Raw genomic sequence first — 15,106 nt, forward strand, 5'->3', positions numbered from 1 at the left:
GGTAGAAACTGGATAAGGGTTGCACCGGATTCACCGACGAAGGCCTGGATCGTTCGCGCGCCGGCGGGCGGGATTACGCGCGGGTCCCCGTGCTTTGCTCGACTTCCTCCTGCGTCACGAAGCCCGCGTACGCGCCGCGGCCGTCCCTGGCAATGATCGGCCCGTTCAGAAATTCGCTGCCGGTCTCCGGATTGTACGATCCGACGACGGAATACTGAATGACGTAGCCTTTGCGCGTCGTCTGGCTTCGGTTCGGCGTGCTGCGGTGGAAGAGCAGGGAATGGAACGCGACCATGCTGCCCTTCTTCAGCTCGACCGGAATGCCCGGGTCGTCGCCCTGGTAGCAGACATAGCCGATGTCCGAGTGCACGTGCTCGACGAAGCCCTGCTTGTGCGATCCCGGCTGGACGTAAATGCAGCCGTTCTCGATCGTCGCGTCCTCGAGCGCGAGCCAGCACGTCACGTAATGCACCGGCTCGGTCGGCACGTAGCCGTTGTCCTGATGCCACGGGAAATCCCGCTTCGCTTCCGGCCGCTTGTACACGGACTGGTCCCAATACAAGCGCGTGTCCGGCCCGAGCAGCGTCGTCGTGATCGCCGCGAACCGCTCGTCCGCGATGAACCGCTGAATGTCGGGATGGCGGTAGTTCAGATGGCTCGTAAAATTGATCTCGTTGGCGGCGCTGATGAAATCCCGCCCCTTCTGCAAGCGGCGCGCGGATTCCTCGTCCAGCCGGTCGATATGCCCGCGAATCGCGTCGATCTCGTCCTCGCCGAACAGATGCTCGAACACGATGTACCCTTGTTCCTCGTACTGCTTCAGTTGCGCTTGGGTCAGCTTCGGCATGCGTCATCGCTCCCCATGGCTTGGTGAACCGGCCGGGCGGCGCAGCCCGCAACGAAGGGCGGCCGCCGGCCGGTTGTAATCGCTTGCTTTCATTGTCCGCGATGCGCGCGTCCCGCTCAATGGCTTATCTCCGCCGGTTCGTTGTACGTTTTCCACTTTTTCCGGCGGTCGCGGCGCCGCCGCCGCGGGAAATGACCAAAAAGCCGGCCCCTCCCCTCGGCAGGGAAGAGGCCGGCTTTCGGCCGAGCGCTTATCGCATGCGGCGCGAGCGTCACATCTCGAGGCACAGCAGCGAGAAGGTGCCCATCTGAAAGCCCTCGAACAGGACGCGCGGCGCCGTCTTGCCCGAAGCGCTGCCGTACGCGAGCAGCAGCGGGACGAAATGCTCCGGCCGCGGCACGGCGCGAAGCGCGTGCGGCGCCAAGCGCTCGTAGTCCGCGAGCGCCTCGGCATCCCGATTCGTCACCTTGTCGGCGATCCACGCGTCGAACTCGACGGCCCACGGCTCCGCGTGCTCCTGCTTCCATTTGATCTCGCCGAAATTATGCACCGTCGTTCCGCTGCCGATGACGAGGATGTCTTCCTCGCCGAGGCCGCGCAGCGCCTCGCCGATCGCGAGCTGCCGCGCCGCCGGCAGAAACGGCTGAACGGATATCGTCACGACCGGGATGTCCGCGTCCGGATACATGTGGCGCAGGAACACCCACGCGCCGTGGTCCAGGCCGCGGCTCGCGTCCCGCCGCGTCTCGATCCCGTGCCGGGCGAAGCGCGCCTCCACCTCCGCCGCGACGTCCGGCGAACCCGGCGCGGGATACGTCAGGCGGTACAGCTCATCCGGGAAGCCGCCGAAATCGTAGATCGTCGGCAGCGGCCCCGCGGCGAACGACACCGTCGCGACCCGCGTCTCCCAATGCGCGCTGAAGAGCACGATCGCCCGGGGCTTCCAGCGTTTGCCCGTCTGTTTGAGAAAAGCGGTGTACGCGGATTGCTCCACGGCCATCATCGGCGAACCGTGGCATATGAACAGGGAAGGCAGCAAGGCGTTCATCTCCTTTACGCCCGTTCCGCGGGGCTTCGGCATTCCCGACACCGGCCGCGAGCGCGCCCGTCATGGGGCGAGCCGCCTCCCGCGGCGGTCCCTTGTGCGCAGATGGGCTTTAGGGTTATAATACGACAATAGACTTACTTTTAGTAAATAGACACGTTCGCGTGCCCTAGTATCCTTCGGGAAACCGGCAAGGAGGATTTCGACTTGGACGAATGCAAAGCAAACACGGCGCTCGACATTCTGATCGGCAAATGGAAGCCAATCATCCTCTATCATCTCGGCAGGGGCGGCACGATGCGGTTCAGCGAGCTGCAGAAGAGCATTCCGGAAATCACGAAAAAAATGCTGACCTCGCAGCTCCGCGAGCTCGAATACCATGACATCGTACACCGCGAGATCTACATGCAAATCCCCCCGAAGGTCGAATACTCCATCACCGAGTACGGCCAGACGCTGTTTCCGATCATCAGTCTCATGCACGATTGGGGCGAGAAGCATGTCGTCCATCTGGAAGAAAAGTACAGCGATAACGGCGACGCGCTGCAGGAAAACGCGAACTAAAACGGCGAAAGGCCGCGGTCCGGACGAAAACGGACGGCGGCTTTTTTTTGCGCGCGGGGGCGAGCCCGCCGCATCGACGGCGCGCGGCACGTAGCCCGCGAAATCTCCATCTTCGACCAGTGTTCCCCGATCGCCGCCGCGTTACGCGCGAGCGCTATGCCAATCGAAACCCGCCCGCATTATGGATCCGTCCGCCCGCGGCGAGATGATCGCGCACGATGCGCTGCAGGGACGTCTCGGCCTTCGCGCTCGGCAGGTCGGCAAGCGTCGTGCCGTAGCCGAACACCCGCTCCAGCGCCTGCGATTCGTTCGACAGCACCGGCAGCAGATGATAGTCGCGCTGGAACCGGACAATGTTGGACGACTCCGGCAGCAGCGTCCGGAACGCCGGCGCGAGCAGCCACGAATCGCAGACGAACGCGCGGTACGGGTTGCCCGGGAAATGCGCCGCCGCGAAGGCGGCCGCGCGCGCGTACGAGTCTCGGCACGCTTCGGGGGAGAGCCGCTCGCCTTCGGGAACGTGCACGTTCAGCACGGGATCGCCCTTCTGCAGCGCAAGCTCCCATTCGTCGGCGCCGAGCCGGACCGTCTTGCGGTCCGCCGAGCCGAGCGCGGAGACCGGATGTCCCTCATAATGCGCGCCGTCGAACGCATACGCGGATTCCCAGCCGCCCGCGGCGTCGAAGAGGCCGCACGTGCCGTCGAGCTGTCCGTCGCTCCGGTAGCGCACGCCGCCTTCGGACAGCACGGCGACGTCGCCCGTTGTCCGGTGGCGGAACGCGTTGACGGGGAACGGACTGGCCACGAAATGGAACTGCAGCCGCCCCAGCCGGAACAGTTCCCCGCGCAGATGCTGATGCAGCCAGCCGAGCTCGCTCAGCCCCCGGCGCCCGTGACGGCGCAGATGCGCGCGCATCCAAATGACGAGGTCGTGCACCGTGTCGACGAGCACCTCTTGCGGCAGCCCGCGCGCCGCATAGCGTTCCGCGAGCAGCGGAATCGCGCCCGCGTAGACGACCGCCGCCAGCAGCGCGCCGTCCGCGCCGTAAGCGAGCAGTTCCCGGTTCACGTCGTCCGGCGGCCGATTCGCATCCTCGAACAGCTCCCGTCGGAAACGCACCGCCGCTTCCGCCAGCTCGCCGTCCCCGCGGACCGCCTCCGCCGCTTCGCTCAGCGCGTCCGCGATATCCGCCGGAAACCGCGCCGCCTCGCAAATCGCCGCCAGCTCCCCCGGCGCCAAAAAATCCCTGCTTGCGCTTGCCATTTCTGCCTCTCCCCTTATCGGCTCGGGAACCATTCCTTCGGCCCGCGGCCCGAATCCTCATCTCTTGTCCCACTATAGCAAGCGCGGCGAAGCGCCGGCAAGCCGTACCGGCAATAACGAAAAAAGCCTTCGCCCCGAAAGGGGCGAAGGCTTCGATGCCGCGGAGCGAGGGCGCCGGCGGCTCCTTACGCCGTGCCGACCGCGGCGCCGGCGGCCTCCTGCGGGTACAGCCGCCTGGAGATCAGCGTCTGCGCGATCATGACCAGGCCGCCGACGCTCCAATAGAGCGGCAGCGCGGCAGGCGCCGTGAACGAGAACACCCCCATCATGACCGGGGACAGGTACAGGAGCAGGCCCATGCCCTTCGCGCCGTTCATCGGCGGCTGAGCGGCCTGCTGCAAGCGCGCCTGCAGCAGATAGACGCCCGCGGCCACGAACGGCAGAATCGGATCCGGGCTTCCGAGCTGGAACCACAGGAACGTATGATGCGCCAGCTCGGGATTCGAGCGGATCGCGAAGTAGAGGCCGGACAGGATCGGAATTTGCAGCAGCATCGGCAGGCAGCCGGCGTTCAGCGGGTTGTAGCCGTGCTTGGCGTAGACCGCCATCGTTTCTTCGGTTTGCTTGCGCTGCTTGTCGGGAGCGGCGCTTTTGGCGTATTTGCGCTTGACGGCCTCGAGCTCCGGCTGCATGGCGGCCAGCTTCCGCCGCATGCCCTGCTGCCGCTTGTACTGGTTGATCATGAACGGCATGAGCGCCAGCCGGACCAGGATGGTGATCGCGACGAGCGCGAGGCCGAAGCTGCCGTCGAACCAGCCCGCGAAATGGTCGATCAGCCAAGTGAAGGGCGAGACGAAATAATCATGGAATACCGCGATTTGCGCGTACGTGTTAGACATCTAGAAAATCCTCCCTGTTGATGGTTTGCGTCGGTCGTCATCAACAGGGTCGTGCACGGGGATGAATCATCGTCGGGCGCTTCCTTGCGTTTCGTCAGCCGGATATGCCGCAGGCTCTGAACCGGCGCATCGACGTCCGTCAGCTTGAACAGCGCCGGACCGCCCGCCGTCTCGCGGAACGCCGTCCAGCCCTTCGCCGCCGAGGCCGGCACCGCGAACAGGCACAGATACGCCAGCGATACGAGCGTGCAGATGGAGATCGCGTACAGCAGCGCGTCATGAAGCTCGAACAATGAGGATCACCCCCTTCGGTGCAATGCGTGTTCGTCCATTGTAGTCCCATTCGCTCCGAGCGGCATCGGTCGCGAGACGGACGTCGCCGCGTCGCCGGGACGCAAGATTTGGAAGCCGGCGCAACTTCTGGCGGCCAAGCTTCGTCCTTCTTCATAACAATCTCCTCTACCCCCTGTCTTTTCCCCAAATTTCTGAAAGGCGATGATTCGATTGAAACGAAAATGGCTCGCGTCGGCGGCGCTCGCCGCGTCGCTGCTGGCGCCCGCGGCCGCCGTTCAAGCCGGAACGCCCGCGTACGCAAGGCTCTCCTGGGACGGCGGCGGCGATTCGCTCGGCACCGCGATCATGAAGAACGGCACGGTATACGTGCCCGCGAATACGCTCGAATCGGCCGGCATGACCGTGCAGTGGGACAAGTCGCGCCAGCGCGCCGATTATGCCGGCTACGGCAGAAGCCTCGCCGTGCGGATCGGCGGCACCTCCGCCGTGCTGGACGGCGATCCGGTCCGGGACATGCCGGCGCCGTTTCTGTACCAGGGCCAGCTGTACTTGAGCGGACGGTTCGTCGTCGAGGCGCTCGAAGGCGATTCCGTCGCCTGGGACGCGAAGACCCGCGTGTTCAGCGCCAAGCACCTGCATACGTACGCGGGCTTCGGCCAGACGTACGGCGGCCGCACGTACAGCGTCGTCAAGCGCACGGGCGAATTGTTCGCAAGCACCGGCAAGAACGGCGCGCAGGTGAAGCTGGCCGACCTCGGCTCCCGGCTGTACGACGGGGTGTCGATGGAGTTTCAGCCGACCGAAGGCGGCCTGCTGCTGCTGACGATCACCGACAACTACGGCGAACCGCATCTTAACGATCACCGGTTCGCGCTCCTTCTGAAGAACGGCGCCGTCATCCGCCAAGCGGACGTCCATTATTGGCAGCGATTCGAGACGAACGCCGCCGCTTACGGCGATCATCTGCTGCTCACGGACGGGCAGACGCTCCGGGTGATCCGGGACGGCACCGGCGCAGTCGAGCAGACGATCGATCTCGTCAAGCTCGGCGGCGAGGAAGGGCCTTACTTCGTCGAAGGCGCCGCGGACGATTACCTGCTGATCCGTCCGAACGCTTCCGGTCTCCTGACGCTCGTCGACCGCACCACCGGCGCGAGCGTCAAGCTGTACAAGCAGCTGCTCGACGCCGAAGGTCAGGCCTACGCGACGGAGAACGACGTGCCTTATCATGGCGACGAGCTTCATTTCGTGAAACGCGAAGGCGATACGCTCTACTTCGAGGACGACAGTCCCATCGCGAAGGACAGCGGCCGCCTGCTGCCTTACAAGCTCCCGGTTCCGGCCGAAGGCGGCACGGCCGGCCCTTGACCGGCATCCGCCGCGCCCCCGTTCTCCGGAACGGGGGCGTTTTTTCCCTCGCCCGCCCTTTCCGCCGCGTCCGCCGTTTCCTTCTTCCGCCACACGTTGCGGTAGAGGCCGGTCACCGTCAGCGTGACGGTGCCGGTCTCCTGCAGCGACACGCCGCCGGCCTCGTACGCGTCTGCCGGGAACACGTAGAACGCGAATTCGTCGCCGTCCTTCTCGTTAAGCCCGCCGATGGCGAAGACGGAGCTCTCGTAGTTCTGCCCGTTATAGGCCGCCGTCATGGAAGCCGTCATGTCCGACGAGAAGGCATGCCCGCCCATGGTGCGGTGCCGCGACCCGGAGACGAGATCGGCGCCGTCCGGCGAATACGTGCCGTGCGAGCGAAGGCCGATCCGGTACCCGCCGGTCATGGCGCTGCCGCTATTGTCGACCCAGCCGACGTCGATGAGGTACGAACCGTCGTCGTACAGGACTTTGCCGATATTGCCGCCCAAGTCGGCCAAATCGATATCGACGGAGTAGCTGCCGGGAACCGGGTAGCCGCCCGTATCCGTGAACGAATCCGTGTCGTTGACGATGCGGGCCATGCCTCCCTGCCACGCGCCGATCCTCGGCTGCGCATAGCGGTAACCGGCCAGGATGGCGACGCACAGGACGGCCGCGGCAATCGCTCTGGTTTTCATGCTTGTCCCCCCGATCAAGTTCTTGTTCGCACCTAGTTCCGGTTCGCGCCGGACCGATGCCGGCCGTTCAGGCAACCCGCGGAGCCGATGATAACCCGTTAATCCGTCTTACGATGAAAACGGCGATCGGTTCCCCCAGCCGGGCTGGAAAAAGGGAATTTCGGCCGCGGCGTTCGGCGCAAAGCAAAAGGAGCCGCGGTAAGCGGCTCCTTTTGCTTCGTATTCGGCGCCCAGGTCGGGCAGCCCGGTTGACGCGCTCCGGGCGCGCGTTACGTCCGCGCGACGATCAGCATGCGCTCCGCGTTCGTCCGGATGCCCTTCCCGGTCCGATGCTCCTCGGCGAAGCGCGCCAGCACTTCAAAGTCCTCGTCCCGCTCGCCGAAGTCCGGAATGATCGGCGCGTGCTTCAGCAGGAACATCAAATCCTCCGCCGACCGATAGTATTCCGCCGCGTCATACCGGAACGACCGCACGTCGGCGAAGCCGGCGGCGCGCAGCTCACGGACGCAGCGCCGCAGCAGCGTGCCGGGCGGCGCCTCCTGCCAGCCGCGGCCGAACGCCGCAACGAGGTTGCGTTTGTTCCCTTCGCCGACCTGCTGCGTGACGAAGACGCCGCCCGGCTTCAGCACCCTGGCGACCTCGCCCGCGTGAAACGGCGCATGCCGGCAGCAGACGACGTCGAAGCCGCCGTCCGGAAAAGCCAGCCGCTCCGCGTCCATCCGCAGGAAGCGGACGTTCCGCCGCCCGCTGAGTTCCGCGTTCCGCTTCGCCGTCTCGATCATGCCGGCCGCCCGGTCGATGCCGACCAGCTCCCGCGCGTCATCCGCGAGCGCGAGCAGCGCTTCGCCGCCGCCCGTGCCGATGTCGAGCAGCGCGTCCTCCGGCCCGCATCGGGCGCGCACCTCCTCCGCGTACTGCCATGCTTCGCCTTCCGCGACCGCCCGCACGGCGCTGAAATTCCAGCCGTTCCGCGCGCCTGTCCGTTCATAAAAGGACCGGTCGTCCTTGTTCGTCATCGTGTCATTCCTCCCGTATTCGGCGAGAAGCGCCATCCCGCCCCGCCTCGTTCGTCATCGCATGCCGCCCGGCGGGCAGAGTCCCCCCCTTGGCAGCCGGTACGCGTCTCAGCCCGGCCCGGCTAGCAGCTGCTTCGAACAATGCGGTGCGCCAACCCCTTCGCCTCCATCCGGTGGAATCTACCTGTTATTGTAAATGGCCGCAAGCAGCCCCGGCAATCCCCGAACGCGCCGCGCCGGCGCTGCTGCGGCATGCAAAAAGGCGCCGCATCGGCGCGGCGCCTTAATCCTCTTCGTCTTCGTCTTCCGTCTCGCCGGCTTCGTACGTGCACCGGAACCGTTCCGTACCGGGGTATTTCTCGCCGAGACTCACTACCGTGAAGCGGCTGCTTCGGTAGAAGTCGGCGGCGTCCTCGTCGGTCTCCGCCACGAGCGCCGTCGGCTTTTCCAATTCCAGCAGCTCCAGGATCATCCCTCTGCCGTAGCCCTTGTACCGCTCTTCGGGCGTCACCGCGATATGATCGATCTCGACCGCGCCGCCGTCGATCCGGTGGTAGCCGATGAGGCCGATGACGTCGCCCTCCGATTCGTAACCGAGCAGCGCGTGCCCGGAGCCGTCCTTATAGAGCTCGACCGCCCGCCGGAGATGCTCCGGATCGGGAAACACCGACCATTCCAGCAGCTCCCGGATGGCCGCTTCGTTCAGCCGCGATGCGATGTTCACTAACATGCGTAAGACCGCCTTTGCTTGGTTTCTCTGGGCCATTATAGCATAATCGCCCGTCCCTTCGCTTACTTGGCGGCCGGCCGCTTGATCCCGTCGATGACCCACGCGCCGTCCGAGCGCGCGAGATGGAATTCGAGCCGGTACGTACGCCCGTCGTCCTTGGCATAAGCCACGTTCGCGATCGCGTCCGTCTTGCCGTCGCCCTGCATCTGAACGTCGAACAGGTCCTCCGCGAGCCCGGCCGAGCCGCTGAACGCCTCCAGCCAAACACCGCCGACGAGCTCCGTCTGCGCCCTCGAGCAGGCCGGGCACAACGCCTTCAGCCGCCGGTCCGCCTCGGGGGCATCTTCGAAAGCGGCCAGCGCCCGCAAGGACAAATACTGCGTCACGGCGCTCTCGGCATCCGCCGGGTAGTCCGGGAGCGCCACGATCGTGCCCGTGCGCACGAAAGCGCCCCGCTGAAGGGAGTACGTGCGCGTTACGTCGTAGAACAGCACGTCGTAGCTGGTCCGGTGCTGCACGTAGCCGTCGTAATCGCCGTTCTGGTCCGCGTCGATCAGCGCGTCCTCGCCGACGCCGGTCGGGGAGGCGCTGCTCACGAGCCGGATCGGCTTTTTGCCCGGAAGGGCGATCAATTCGAAGCCTTCCAGCGAGACGCCGTTCGTCAGCTTGGTCTCCACGACGGGCGATTTCCGGTCCGACAGCCGCACGAGCTCGATCTCGTAGACGCCGTAGCCGGTGCCTTCCGCCAGATTGCTTCCGAGCTGCGCGACGCCGCGTTCCCCCCGCTTGAGCACGTAGATATCGCTATACAACCCGTCTCCGTCCCGGGTATTCTTCACCCCCAGCACCGCTTCCGATTCGCCGTCCCCGTTCAGGTCCGTCTCCACGAAGAAGCCGATCTCGCTCCCGTCCGGCAGCGGATGGCGGTCCGCCATGAAGTCGAGGTACGCCCGCGGCACCTTCGGCCCGGCCTGCGGCGCGTCCGCCAACGCTTCGGGGTAGTCGACGCCGTTGACCTTCACCCCGGTCACCGTCTTCGCGGCCGCGTCGCAGACGACCTCGACCGTCACGCCGTCCTGCCCGTTCACGAGCTTGAAGTCCCCATACCCGTTCGCATGGGCAAGCTCCCGCAGCAGGCGCCATAGCGAAGCATGGTCCGCCAGGTCCTTCTCGCCGGGATAGCTGACGTAAAAGGCCGGGTAGATCGCGTCCCGCGTCAGCTCGACCTTGGTGACGAAGAACGGCGCGTCCTGCAGGATCGCCTTGGCCGGATGATTCCAGCCGGCGATGTCGGTAATCGTCCGCGTCCCGTCGGCCGAGGCGGCGCCGGCCGTGCCGATCCCTTCGGCCGGGTCGGACGCCGGGCCGTCCGCGCCGGCGAGCGGAGTCGAGCGGGCATCGGCATCCCCGGAGCCCGCATCTCCCGTTCCGGTCGCCGTATCGATCGGCGGCTTCGCGCCGGCGCTCGGCGTCCCGGCGCCGGGCTCGTTCGCGCCGCTGCAAGCGGCGAGCATCAGGTGGGCAGCCATCAGACCTAGCAGCGGTACAAGCCGCCATCGCAATGTTCGCATAGATTCCCCCGGCGCCTTTTTGCCTAATTATACCACGTGCCGGCGAAGCCCCGCGGCCTTTCGGGCCTGCGCGCGCAAAAAAATTCCGAGGCGCCGGCCTCGGAACGTTCTTCATGATAGCCCGGCAAGGCGGGAAATTAGCGGGATGCTTCCTTGCCGCGCCGCGACTGACTGCGGCACCGGTCCGCGCTAGACGGAATTCCGCGCTAGACGGCGTCCAGCACGAGCACCCAATCGCGGCCCCTTCCCGCCTGCGGCGGCAGAAACGTCGTTTCGCCCGCGTTCGGGAACCGGCCGATCGCCGTCGTTTCGCCCGTGCGCGGATCGAACCAGGAGGCGTCGACCTCCTCGCCGGCGATCCGGCCCATTGCCGCGCGCAGCGCGAGACCGTTCGGAGAATACAGGAACGCGTGCCGCTCGCCCCTCGCCGCGACCGCATAATTGGCGCCTTCTTCGTTGGCGGCGAGCAAGCTTTGGTCCGGCACCCGTTCCAGCATCGGGCGGGACTCCGCAAGCGTGCGCACATGCCGCATCTGCGCCGCGCCGGGACGCAGGATCGCCTGCTTCCACGTCATGATGAACGTGCTCGTCGGCTCCGTATTCAGCGACCAGACGCAATGGTGCCCGTACGTGATGCCGAGGCCGCCGGCCAGCACGCCGTAATACGCGGCCTTGCGCACGTCCGCCTCGTCGAAATAGCCGTTAACGGGATTGAAGCCCCGGGGATGGTCTTCGTAGCAGGGCTCCGCCTCGAGCGTCGGCTTGACCGGCGTCCGCGCGTAGTCGGCCGCCACGAGCATGTGGTTGGATTGCTCGCCGAGGCCATGGCTGGATTGAATCATGTTGAAGTCGAGCCACGGCTCGTCATGCACGTGGCGGGAGGAAGAGCGTCCGCCCATCGGATGGAACGTCCGGAGATGGCGGCCGCCGTCGCCTTCCGCGAGCCCTTCGGCCATGGCGTTCACGATCTCGAAATGGCGCCGCTGCGTCAGCGCCCGATCCCCGCCGAGCACCCAGATCACGTTCGACCGGTCGCGGCAGCGCTCGCCGAGCCACCGTCCGTACGTCCGTGCGTTGTCCGGCGCGAAGATGTCCGGTCCCTCGCCCCAGGCGATATGGTACTTATCCCCCCAGGTCGGCAGCAGCGCGATATACAGGCCGAGCTCCGCCGCCTTGTCCACGACGTAATCGACATGATCCCAATACGAATAGCCGCCCGGTTCCGCGGCCGTATCGGGCGCCGACGGATCGAATGCGCCGTCCGCCGAGCGCAGCAGCGGCACCCTGCCGTACGCGTTGGGCTTCGTCAAGCCCCCGAACTCCGCGAGGCCGACGGCCTGAATGACCGTATAGCCCCGTTCCGCGCGATTGCGCAAATAATGGTCCGCCTCCTCGCGCGTGGACCGGTGGAACAGCTCCCACGCCGTATCGCCGAGCCAGAAGAACGGCTCGCCGTCCTCCGTCACGAGATAACGCCGGTTCTCGCTCACCTTCAAGCCTGGCATAGCCGCGTTCGTCGACATTCGCTTCACCTCCGCGCATTCAAAATGGTTCAGCCCCGCATAAGCCCGTTTCACTTCGCAATATAGCACGGCGGGTAAGCGCCGTCTATTCTAAATATACGCGTTGTATACAATCAATTCGCGATTTGTTGGCTGGCGCAAAAAAAGCCCCAGCGTCTGGAACGCTCGGGCTTCGATCGGTATGTCTTCACCCACGGCGGCACCGCCGTCAGCATGGCTTCGCAGGCGTACGCCCGCTTCCATCGCTTTCCGTCCAGCCGCTTCGCAAGCCGCTTTCCGCGCCGGCGCCCGATCAGCCCTTGCCGGCCCTGCAGCTCGGATCCGCGTCAGTTCGCCGCGTTGACGGTCCGCGTCCGCGGCGCCACGAGCTCGCCGCCGAGCTCCGCCGAGCGCTGCTCCGCTTCGATGATCGCCATCGTGTCCAGCGTCGCTTCAGGCGGACAGACGGAGACCGGCTGCCCGGACGCCACGGCGTCCAGGAAGTAGCGGATCTCGCGATAGTAGCCCGCGTCCTCCGGCAGCTCCGCCTTGAAGCCGGGCTCGCCGACGGGATGCACGGACACTTCGTCGTTCGCGAACACGATGCTCGCGCCCTCCAGGTTCACCCGGTACGTCATCGCGAACTTGATGTCGCCTTCCAGCGTCCAGTCCGCCTGCGCGTTCAGCACCATGCCCTCCGGATAATAGTAGTTCGTCGAGACGACGTCGTACCCGCCCTTCGGCGCGACGACCCGGCCCGACGTCGATACCTTCGCCGGCAGGCCGAACAGCCAATTGACGATGTCCGTGTCGTGGACGTGCATGTCGAGCAGGCAGCCGCCGCTGTTCTCGCCGTTCAAGTACCACGGCAGCGGATAACCCGACCCGCGGAAGAAGTAGCCGGCTCTCACGTTGCCGTAGCGTCCGTCCGCGACGCAGGCTTTCAAATATTCATAGGCCGGCCAGAAGCGCAGGCACTGCCCGATCATCAGCGTCCGGCCGGAAGCGGCGGCCGCCTCCGCCATCCGGAGCGCCTGTTCCGACGTGCGGGCCATCGGCTTCTCGCAGAGCACGTGATAGCCCTGTTCCAGCAGCGAGCAGGCCAGCTCCGCGTGGAACGGCGTCGGCACCGTGATGTCGACGACGTCCAGCGTCTCGCCGCGCAGCATCGCCTCGACCGAATCGTACAGCGCGTACGCGGCCAGCCGGTCGTTCTTCAGCTCCGCGATCTTCAGGTCGCAGATCGCCGCCAGCTCGACGGGATAGCCCTCCCGCGCCAGCCGTTCGTACACGTCCAGATGGACGCCGCCCATCGAACCGATGCCGATCAGGCCGACCCTCAGCGTCCGGTTGTCGTTCGCGTTCGTCATCTTAGCCCCGTCTCCCTTCCAAAATGCGGTCCATCGCCAGCGACGTGTTGTAGACCATTTGATACGGATCGTGCTTGTACGTCCCCATCTCGGCGATGAGGTAGCCGTCGTAGCCGACGGCCTCGAGGGCGTTCATGACGGCCGGGAAATCGACGTCCCCCGCCAGCAGGTCGACGAAGCCGTGCAGCCCGCCCGCCTCCAGCCGGTAATCCTTCACGTGCACCTTCTTGATGCGCTTGCCGAGGATGCGGACCCACTGCTCCGGGTACCCCGTCGCCAGCACGTTCCCGACGTCGAAATACGCCCCGACGTACGGCGAATTGACCGCGTCGATGAAGCCCCGCAGCTCGAGCGGCGAGAGCAGGAACTTGTTCCAGACGTTCTCGAGGCCGATGTTGACGCCGGCGGCGCGCGCGTCGTCCGCCAGCCGCGAAATCGCGTCCAGCGCGCGGTCGTACGCGTATTCGTAATCGACGACCTCGAAGTCCGGGATGAACGCCACGCCGACGGCGCCCGGCACGACGAGTATCGTGTCCACGCCGAACGCGGCGGCCAGCTCCAGCTGCTTGCGGCAAATGTCCATCGCCCGGGCGCGGACGGCTGCCGATTCGCTTGTCATGCCGTTGCTCCAATACAGTCCCGTGGCCAGGCCGCAAATTTCCACGCCGGCCGCCTCCGCCTGCGCCGCGATGGCGCGCGCGTCCTTCTCCGTCGCCTGCAGCCCGAGCTCGCCCGACTCGTCGAGCGTCAGCTCGATGCCGTCGTAGCCCGCCCGCTTGGCGATGCCGAGACAATCCGCGATCGGCGTCCCGCCCGGGAACGACCATTTGTTGATCCCTTTTTTCACCGTGGCTCCTCCTTCGGCTTGCTTGCCGTTTTGCATCATTCCGTCATGCGTATTTTCATTATAGCGGGCGGAACGTATAATGAATTTGGACGATAGAGGCATTAGTTGGACGATTCCGGTTCGTTTCTTTCAAGGCTTTTCAAGAAAGGGGCCAGGCCCGCGATGACGGAAGAACCGCTCTACCCGCTGCGCCGGACGGCCGCGTTCCGCGAGTGGAGCCCGAGCATTCATTACGCGAAATACCAGGTGCTCCAGCCGGCCGCGCTGGAGTGGCGGCGCCTGTACGACTATGAGCTGCTGTACGTGTACGAGGGCGAAGCCGCGACCGAGATGAACGGCCGGCGCCACGCCGTCCGGACGGGCCAGCTGGTGTTCCTGCCCGCGGGCGTCCGGCACCGGAACGCGGTCGTCGCGCCGAACACGCGGCTGCTCGGCATTCACTTCGATTTCTTCGACGAGCTGGCGGTCCTCTCCGACGCGGACTTGGTGGTGAACGAGGAGACGGCGGACGCGGCGAAATTTTGCCGGGAGGCGCACGCGGAGCCGTTCGCGCCGCTGTCGGCGTTCGCGGTCTTGACGCCGCCGCCGGCCTGCGTCGGGCTTATGGAGGCGATCGTCGAGGAGTTCTCGGCCCGGCCGCTCGGCTACGAGCTGGCCTGCAAGTCGCTCATGCTCGGCGTGCTGTCGCGGCTGCTCCGGCTGCAGTACGCCGAGCCCCTGTCCGGCGCGACGATCCACGTCGCGCGCATCCGGGAGCTGATAGCCGAGATCGAACGACGGCCGGCCGAGCGGTGGAGCAATCCGCAGCTCGCGGAACGGCTCGCGATGAACGAGGACCATATGGCCAAGCTGTTCAAGGGCGTCGCCGGCCAGGCGCCGGGCGAGTTCGTGCGCGCCGCCCGCCACCGCGAAGCGCGCCGGCTGCTGCGGGAATCCGACCTGACGGCCGAGCGGATCGGGGAGCTCGTCGGCTACGCGGACCTGCATTATTTCAGCCGCGTCTTCCGCAAGCTCGAAGGCGTGTCGCCGCGGGCGTACCGGAAGCTGTCGCGGGTGCTATAAGGCACGGCGAACGACGTCGTACGACGACGGCGTACGACGGCAATGCA

15 protein-coding genes are annotated in these 15,106 nt (G+C 65.9%); 3 read left to right on the plus strand and 12 right to left on the minus strand.

The features are described 5' to 3' along the window. Positions 1-73 precede the first annotated feature (73 nt). Positions 74-847 (minus strand): phytanoyl-CoA dioxygenase family protein, encoded by a 774-nt coding sequence (locus BMZ79_RS29910; RefSeq protein ID WP_090647902.1) that lies wholly within the window; start codon positions 845-847, stop codon positions 74-76. 271 nt (positions 848-1,118) lie between these two features. Then, positions 1,119-1,886 (minus strand): DODA-type extradiol aromatic ring-opening family dioxygenase, encoded by a 768-nt coding sequence (locus BMZ79_RS29915; protein WP_090648248.1) that lies wholly within the window; start codon positions 1,884-1,886, stop codon positions 1,119-1,121. A 213-nt stretch (positions 1,887-2,099) separates the two neighbouring features. Between BMZ79_RS29915 and BMZ79_RS29920 the strand changes: the two genes are divergently transcribed. Continuing rightward, a complete protein-coding gene (locus BMZ79_RS29920; protein ID WP_090647904.1) occupies positions 2,100-2,456 on the plus strand; it encodes a winged helix-turn-helix transcriptional regulator in 357 nt (118 codons plus the stop codon). A 154-nt stretch (positions 2,457-2,610) separates the two neighbouring features. Here the strand turns inward: BMZ79_RS29920 and BMZ79_RS29925 are convergent, their stop codons facing one another. The 3 genes from BMZ79_RS29925 to BMZ79_RS33990 all read right to left on the minus strand — a co-directional run bounded on the left by BMZ79_RS29925 (position 2,611) and on the right by BMZ79_RS33990 (position 4,912). After that, positions 2,611-3,720, minus strand: a complete 1,110-nt coding sequence (locus BMZ79_RS29925; protein WP_090647907.1) for an acyltransferase domain-containing protein — start codon at positions 3,718-3,720, stop codon at positions 2,611-2,613. 185 nt (positions 3,721-3,905) lie between these two features. After that, positions 3,906-4,619 carry a membrane protein insertase YidC gene (gene yidC / locus BMZ79_RS29930; RefSeq protein WP_090647910.1) on the minus strand — a complete coding sequence of 238 codons (714 nt, stop codon included), beginning with the start codon at positions 4,617-4,619 and terminating at the stop codon, positions 3,906-3,908. After that, on the minus strand, positions 4,553-4,912 hold the full coding sequence (locus BMZ79_RS33990; protein ID WP_143089170.1) for a hypothetical protein: 360 nt from the start codon (positions 4,910-4,912) through the stop codon (positions 4,553-4,555). Before BMZ79_RS33990 ends, yidC begins: the two co-directional genes overlap by 67 nt. Positions 4,913-5,123: 211 nt before the next feature. On the opposite strand from BMZ79_RS33990, the gene BMZ79_RS29935 reads away from it, so the two are divergent. Further along, entirely contained in the window at positions 5,124-6,281 is a 1,158-nt protein-coding gene (locus tag BMZ79_RS29935) for a copper amine oxidase N-terminal domain-containing protein (RefSeq protein WP_177222423.1), read from the plus strand. Here BMZ79_RS29935 and BMZ79_RS29940 read toward each other — a convergent pair. From BMZ79_RS29940 to BMZ79_RS29970, 7 genes are all read right to left on the minus strand, one after another. After that, positions 6,236-6,961: a hypothetical protein gene (locus tag BMZ79_RS29940; RefSeq protein WP_090647915.1), complete on the minus strand. Its 726-nt coding sequence runs from the start codon at positions 6,959-6,961 to the stop codon at positions 6,236-6,238. The two genes, BMZ79_RS29935 and BMZ79_RS29940, sit on opposite strands and share 46 nt — an antisense overlap. Positions 6,962-7,230: 269 nt before the next feature. Then, complete coding sequence (locus BMZ79_RS29945) at positions 7,231-7,977, minus strand: class I SAM-dependent methyltransferase (protein ID WP_090648250.1); 747 nt, start codon at positions 7,975-7,977, stop codon at positions 7,231-7,233. Positions 7,978-8,260: 283 nt separating this feature from the next. Continuing rightward, positions 8,261-8,707, minus strand: a complete 447-nt coding sequence (locus tag BMZ79_RS29950; RefSeq protein WP_090647918.1) for a GNAT family N-acetyltransferase — start codon at positions 8,705-8,707, stop codon at positions 8,261-8,263. A 62-nt stretch (positions 8,708-8,769) separates the two neighbouring features. Next, positions 8,770-10,236 carry a hypothetical protein gene (locus tag BMZ79_RS29955; protein WP_218154838.1) on the minus strand — a complete coding sequence of 489 codons (1,467 nt, stop codon included), beginning with the start codon at positions 10,234-10,236 and terminating at the stop codon, positions 8,770-8,772. Between the two features lie 248 nt (positions 10,237-10,484). After that, positions 10,485-11,801 carry a glycoside hydrolase family 140 protein gene (locus BMZ79_RS29960; protein WP_177222424.1) on the minus strand — a complete coding sequence of 439 codons (1,317 nt, stop codon included), beginning with the start codon at positions 11,799-11,801 and terminating at the stop codon, positions 10,485-10,487. A gap of 326 nt (positions 11,802-12,127) precedes the next feature. Further along, complete coding sequence (locus tag BMZ79_RS29965) at positions 12,128-13,150, minus strand: Gfo/Idh/MocA family protein (protein WP_090647922.1); 1,023 nt, start codon at positions 13,148-13,150, stop codon at positions 12,128-12,130. Position 13,151: 1 nt separating this feature from the next. Beyond that, positions 13,152-13,997, minus strand: coding sequence for a sugar phosphate isomerase/epimerase family protein (locus BMZ79_RS29970; RefSeq protein WP_090648255.1), 846 nt, complete (start codon positions 13,995-13,997; stop codon positions 13,152-13,154). A 162-nt stretch (positions 13,998-14,159) separates the two neighbouring features. Between BMZ79_RS29970 and BMZ79_RS29975 the strand changes: the two genes are divergently transcribed. Continuing rightward, positions 14,160-15,059, plus strand: coding sequence for a helix-turn-helix domain-containing protein (locus BMZ79_RS29975; RefSeq protein ID WP_090647924.1), 900 nt, complete (start codon positions 14,160-14,162; stop codon positions 15,057-15,059). Positions 15,060-15,106 lie beyond the last annotated feature (47 nt).

The organism is Paenibacillus sp. UNC496MF (assembly GCF_900113915.1).
GTDB classification, from domain to species: domain Bacteria; phylum Bacillota; class Bacilli; order Paenibacillales; family Paenibacillaceae; genus Paenibacillus_Z; species Paenibacillus_Z artemisiicola.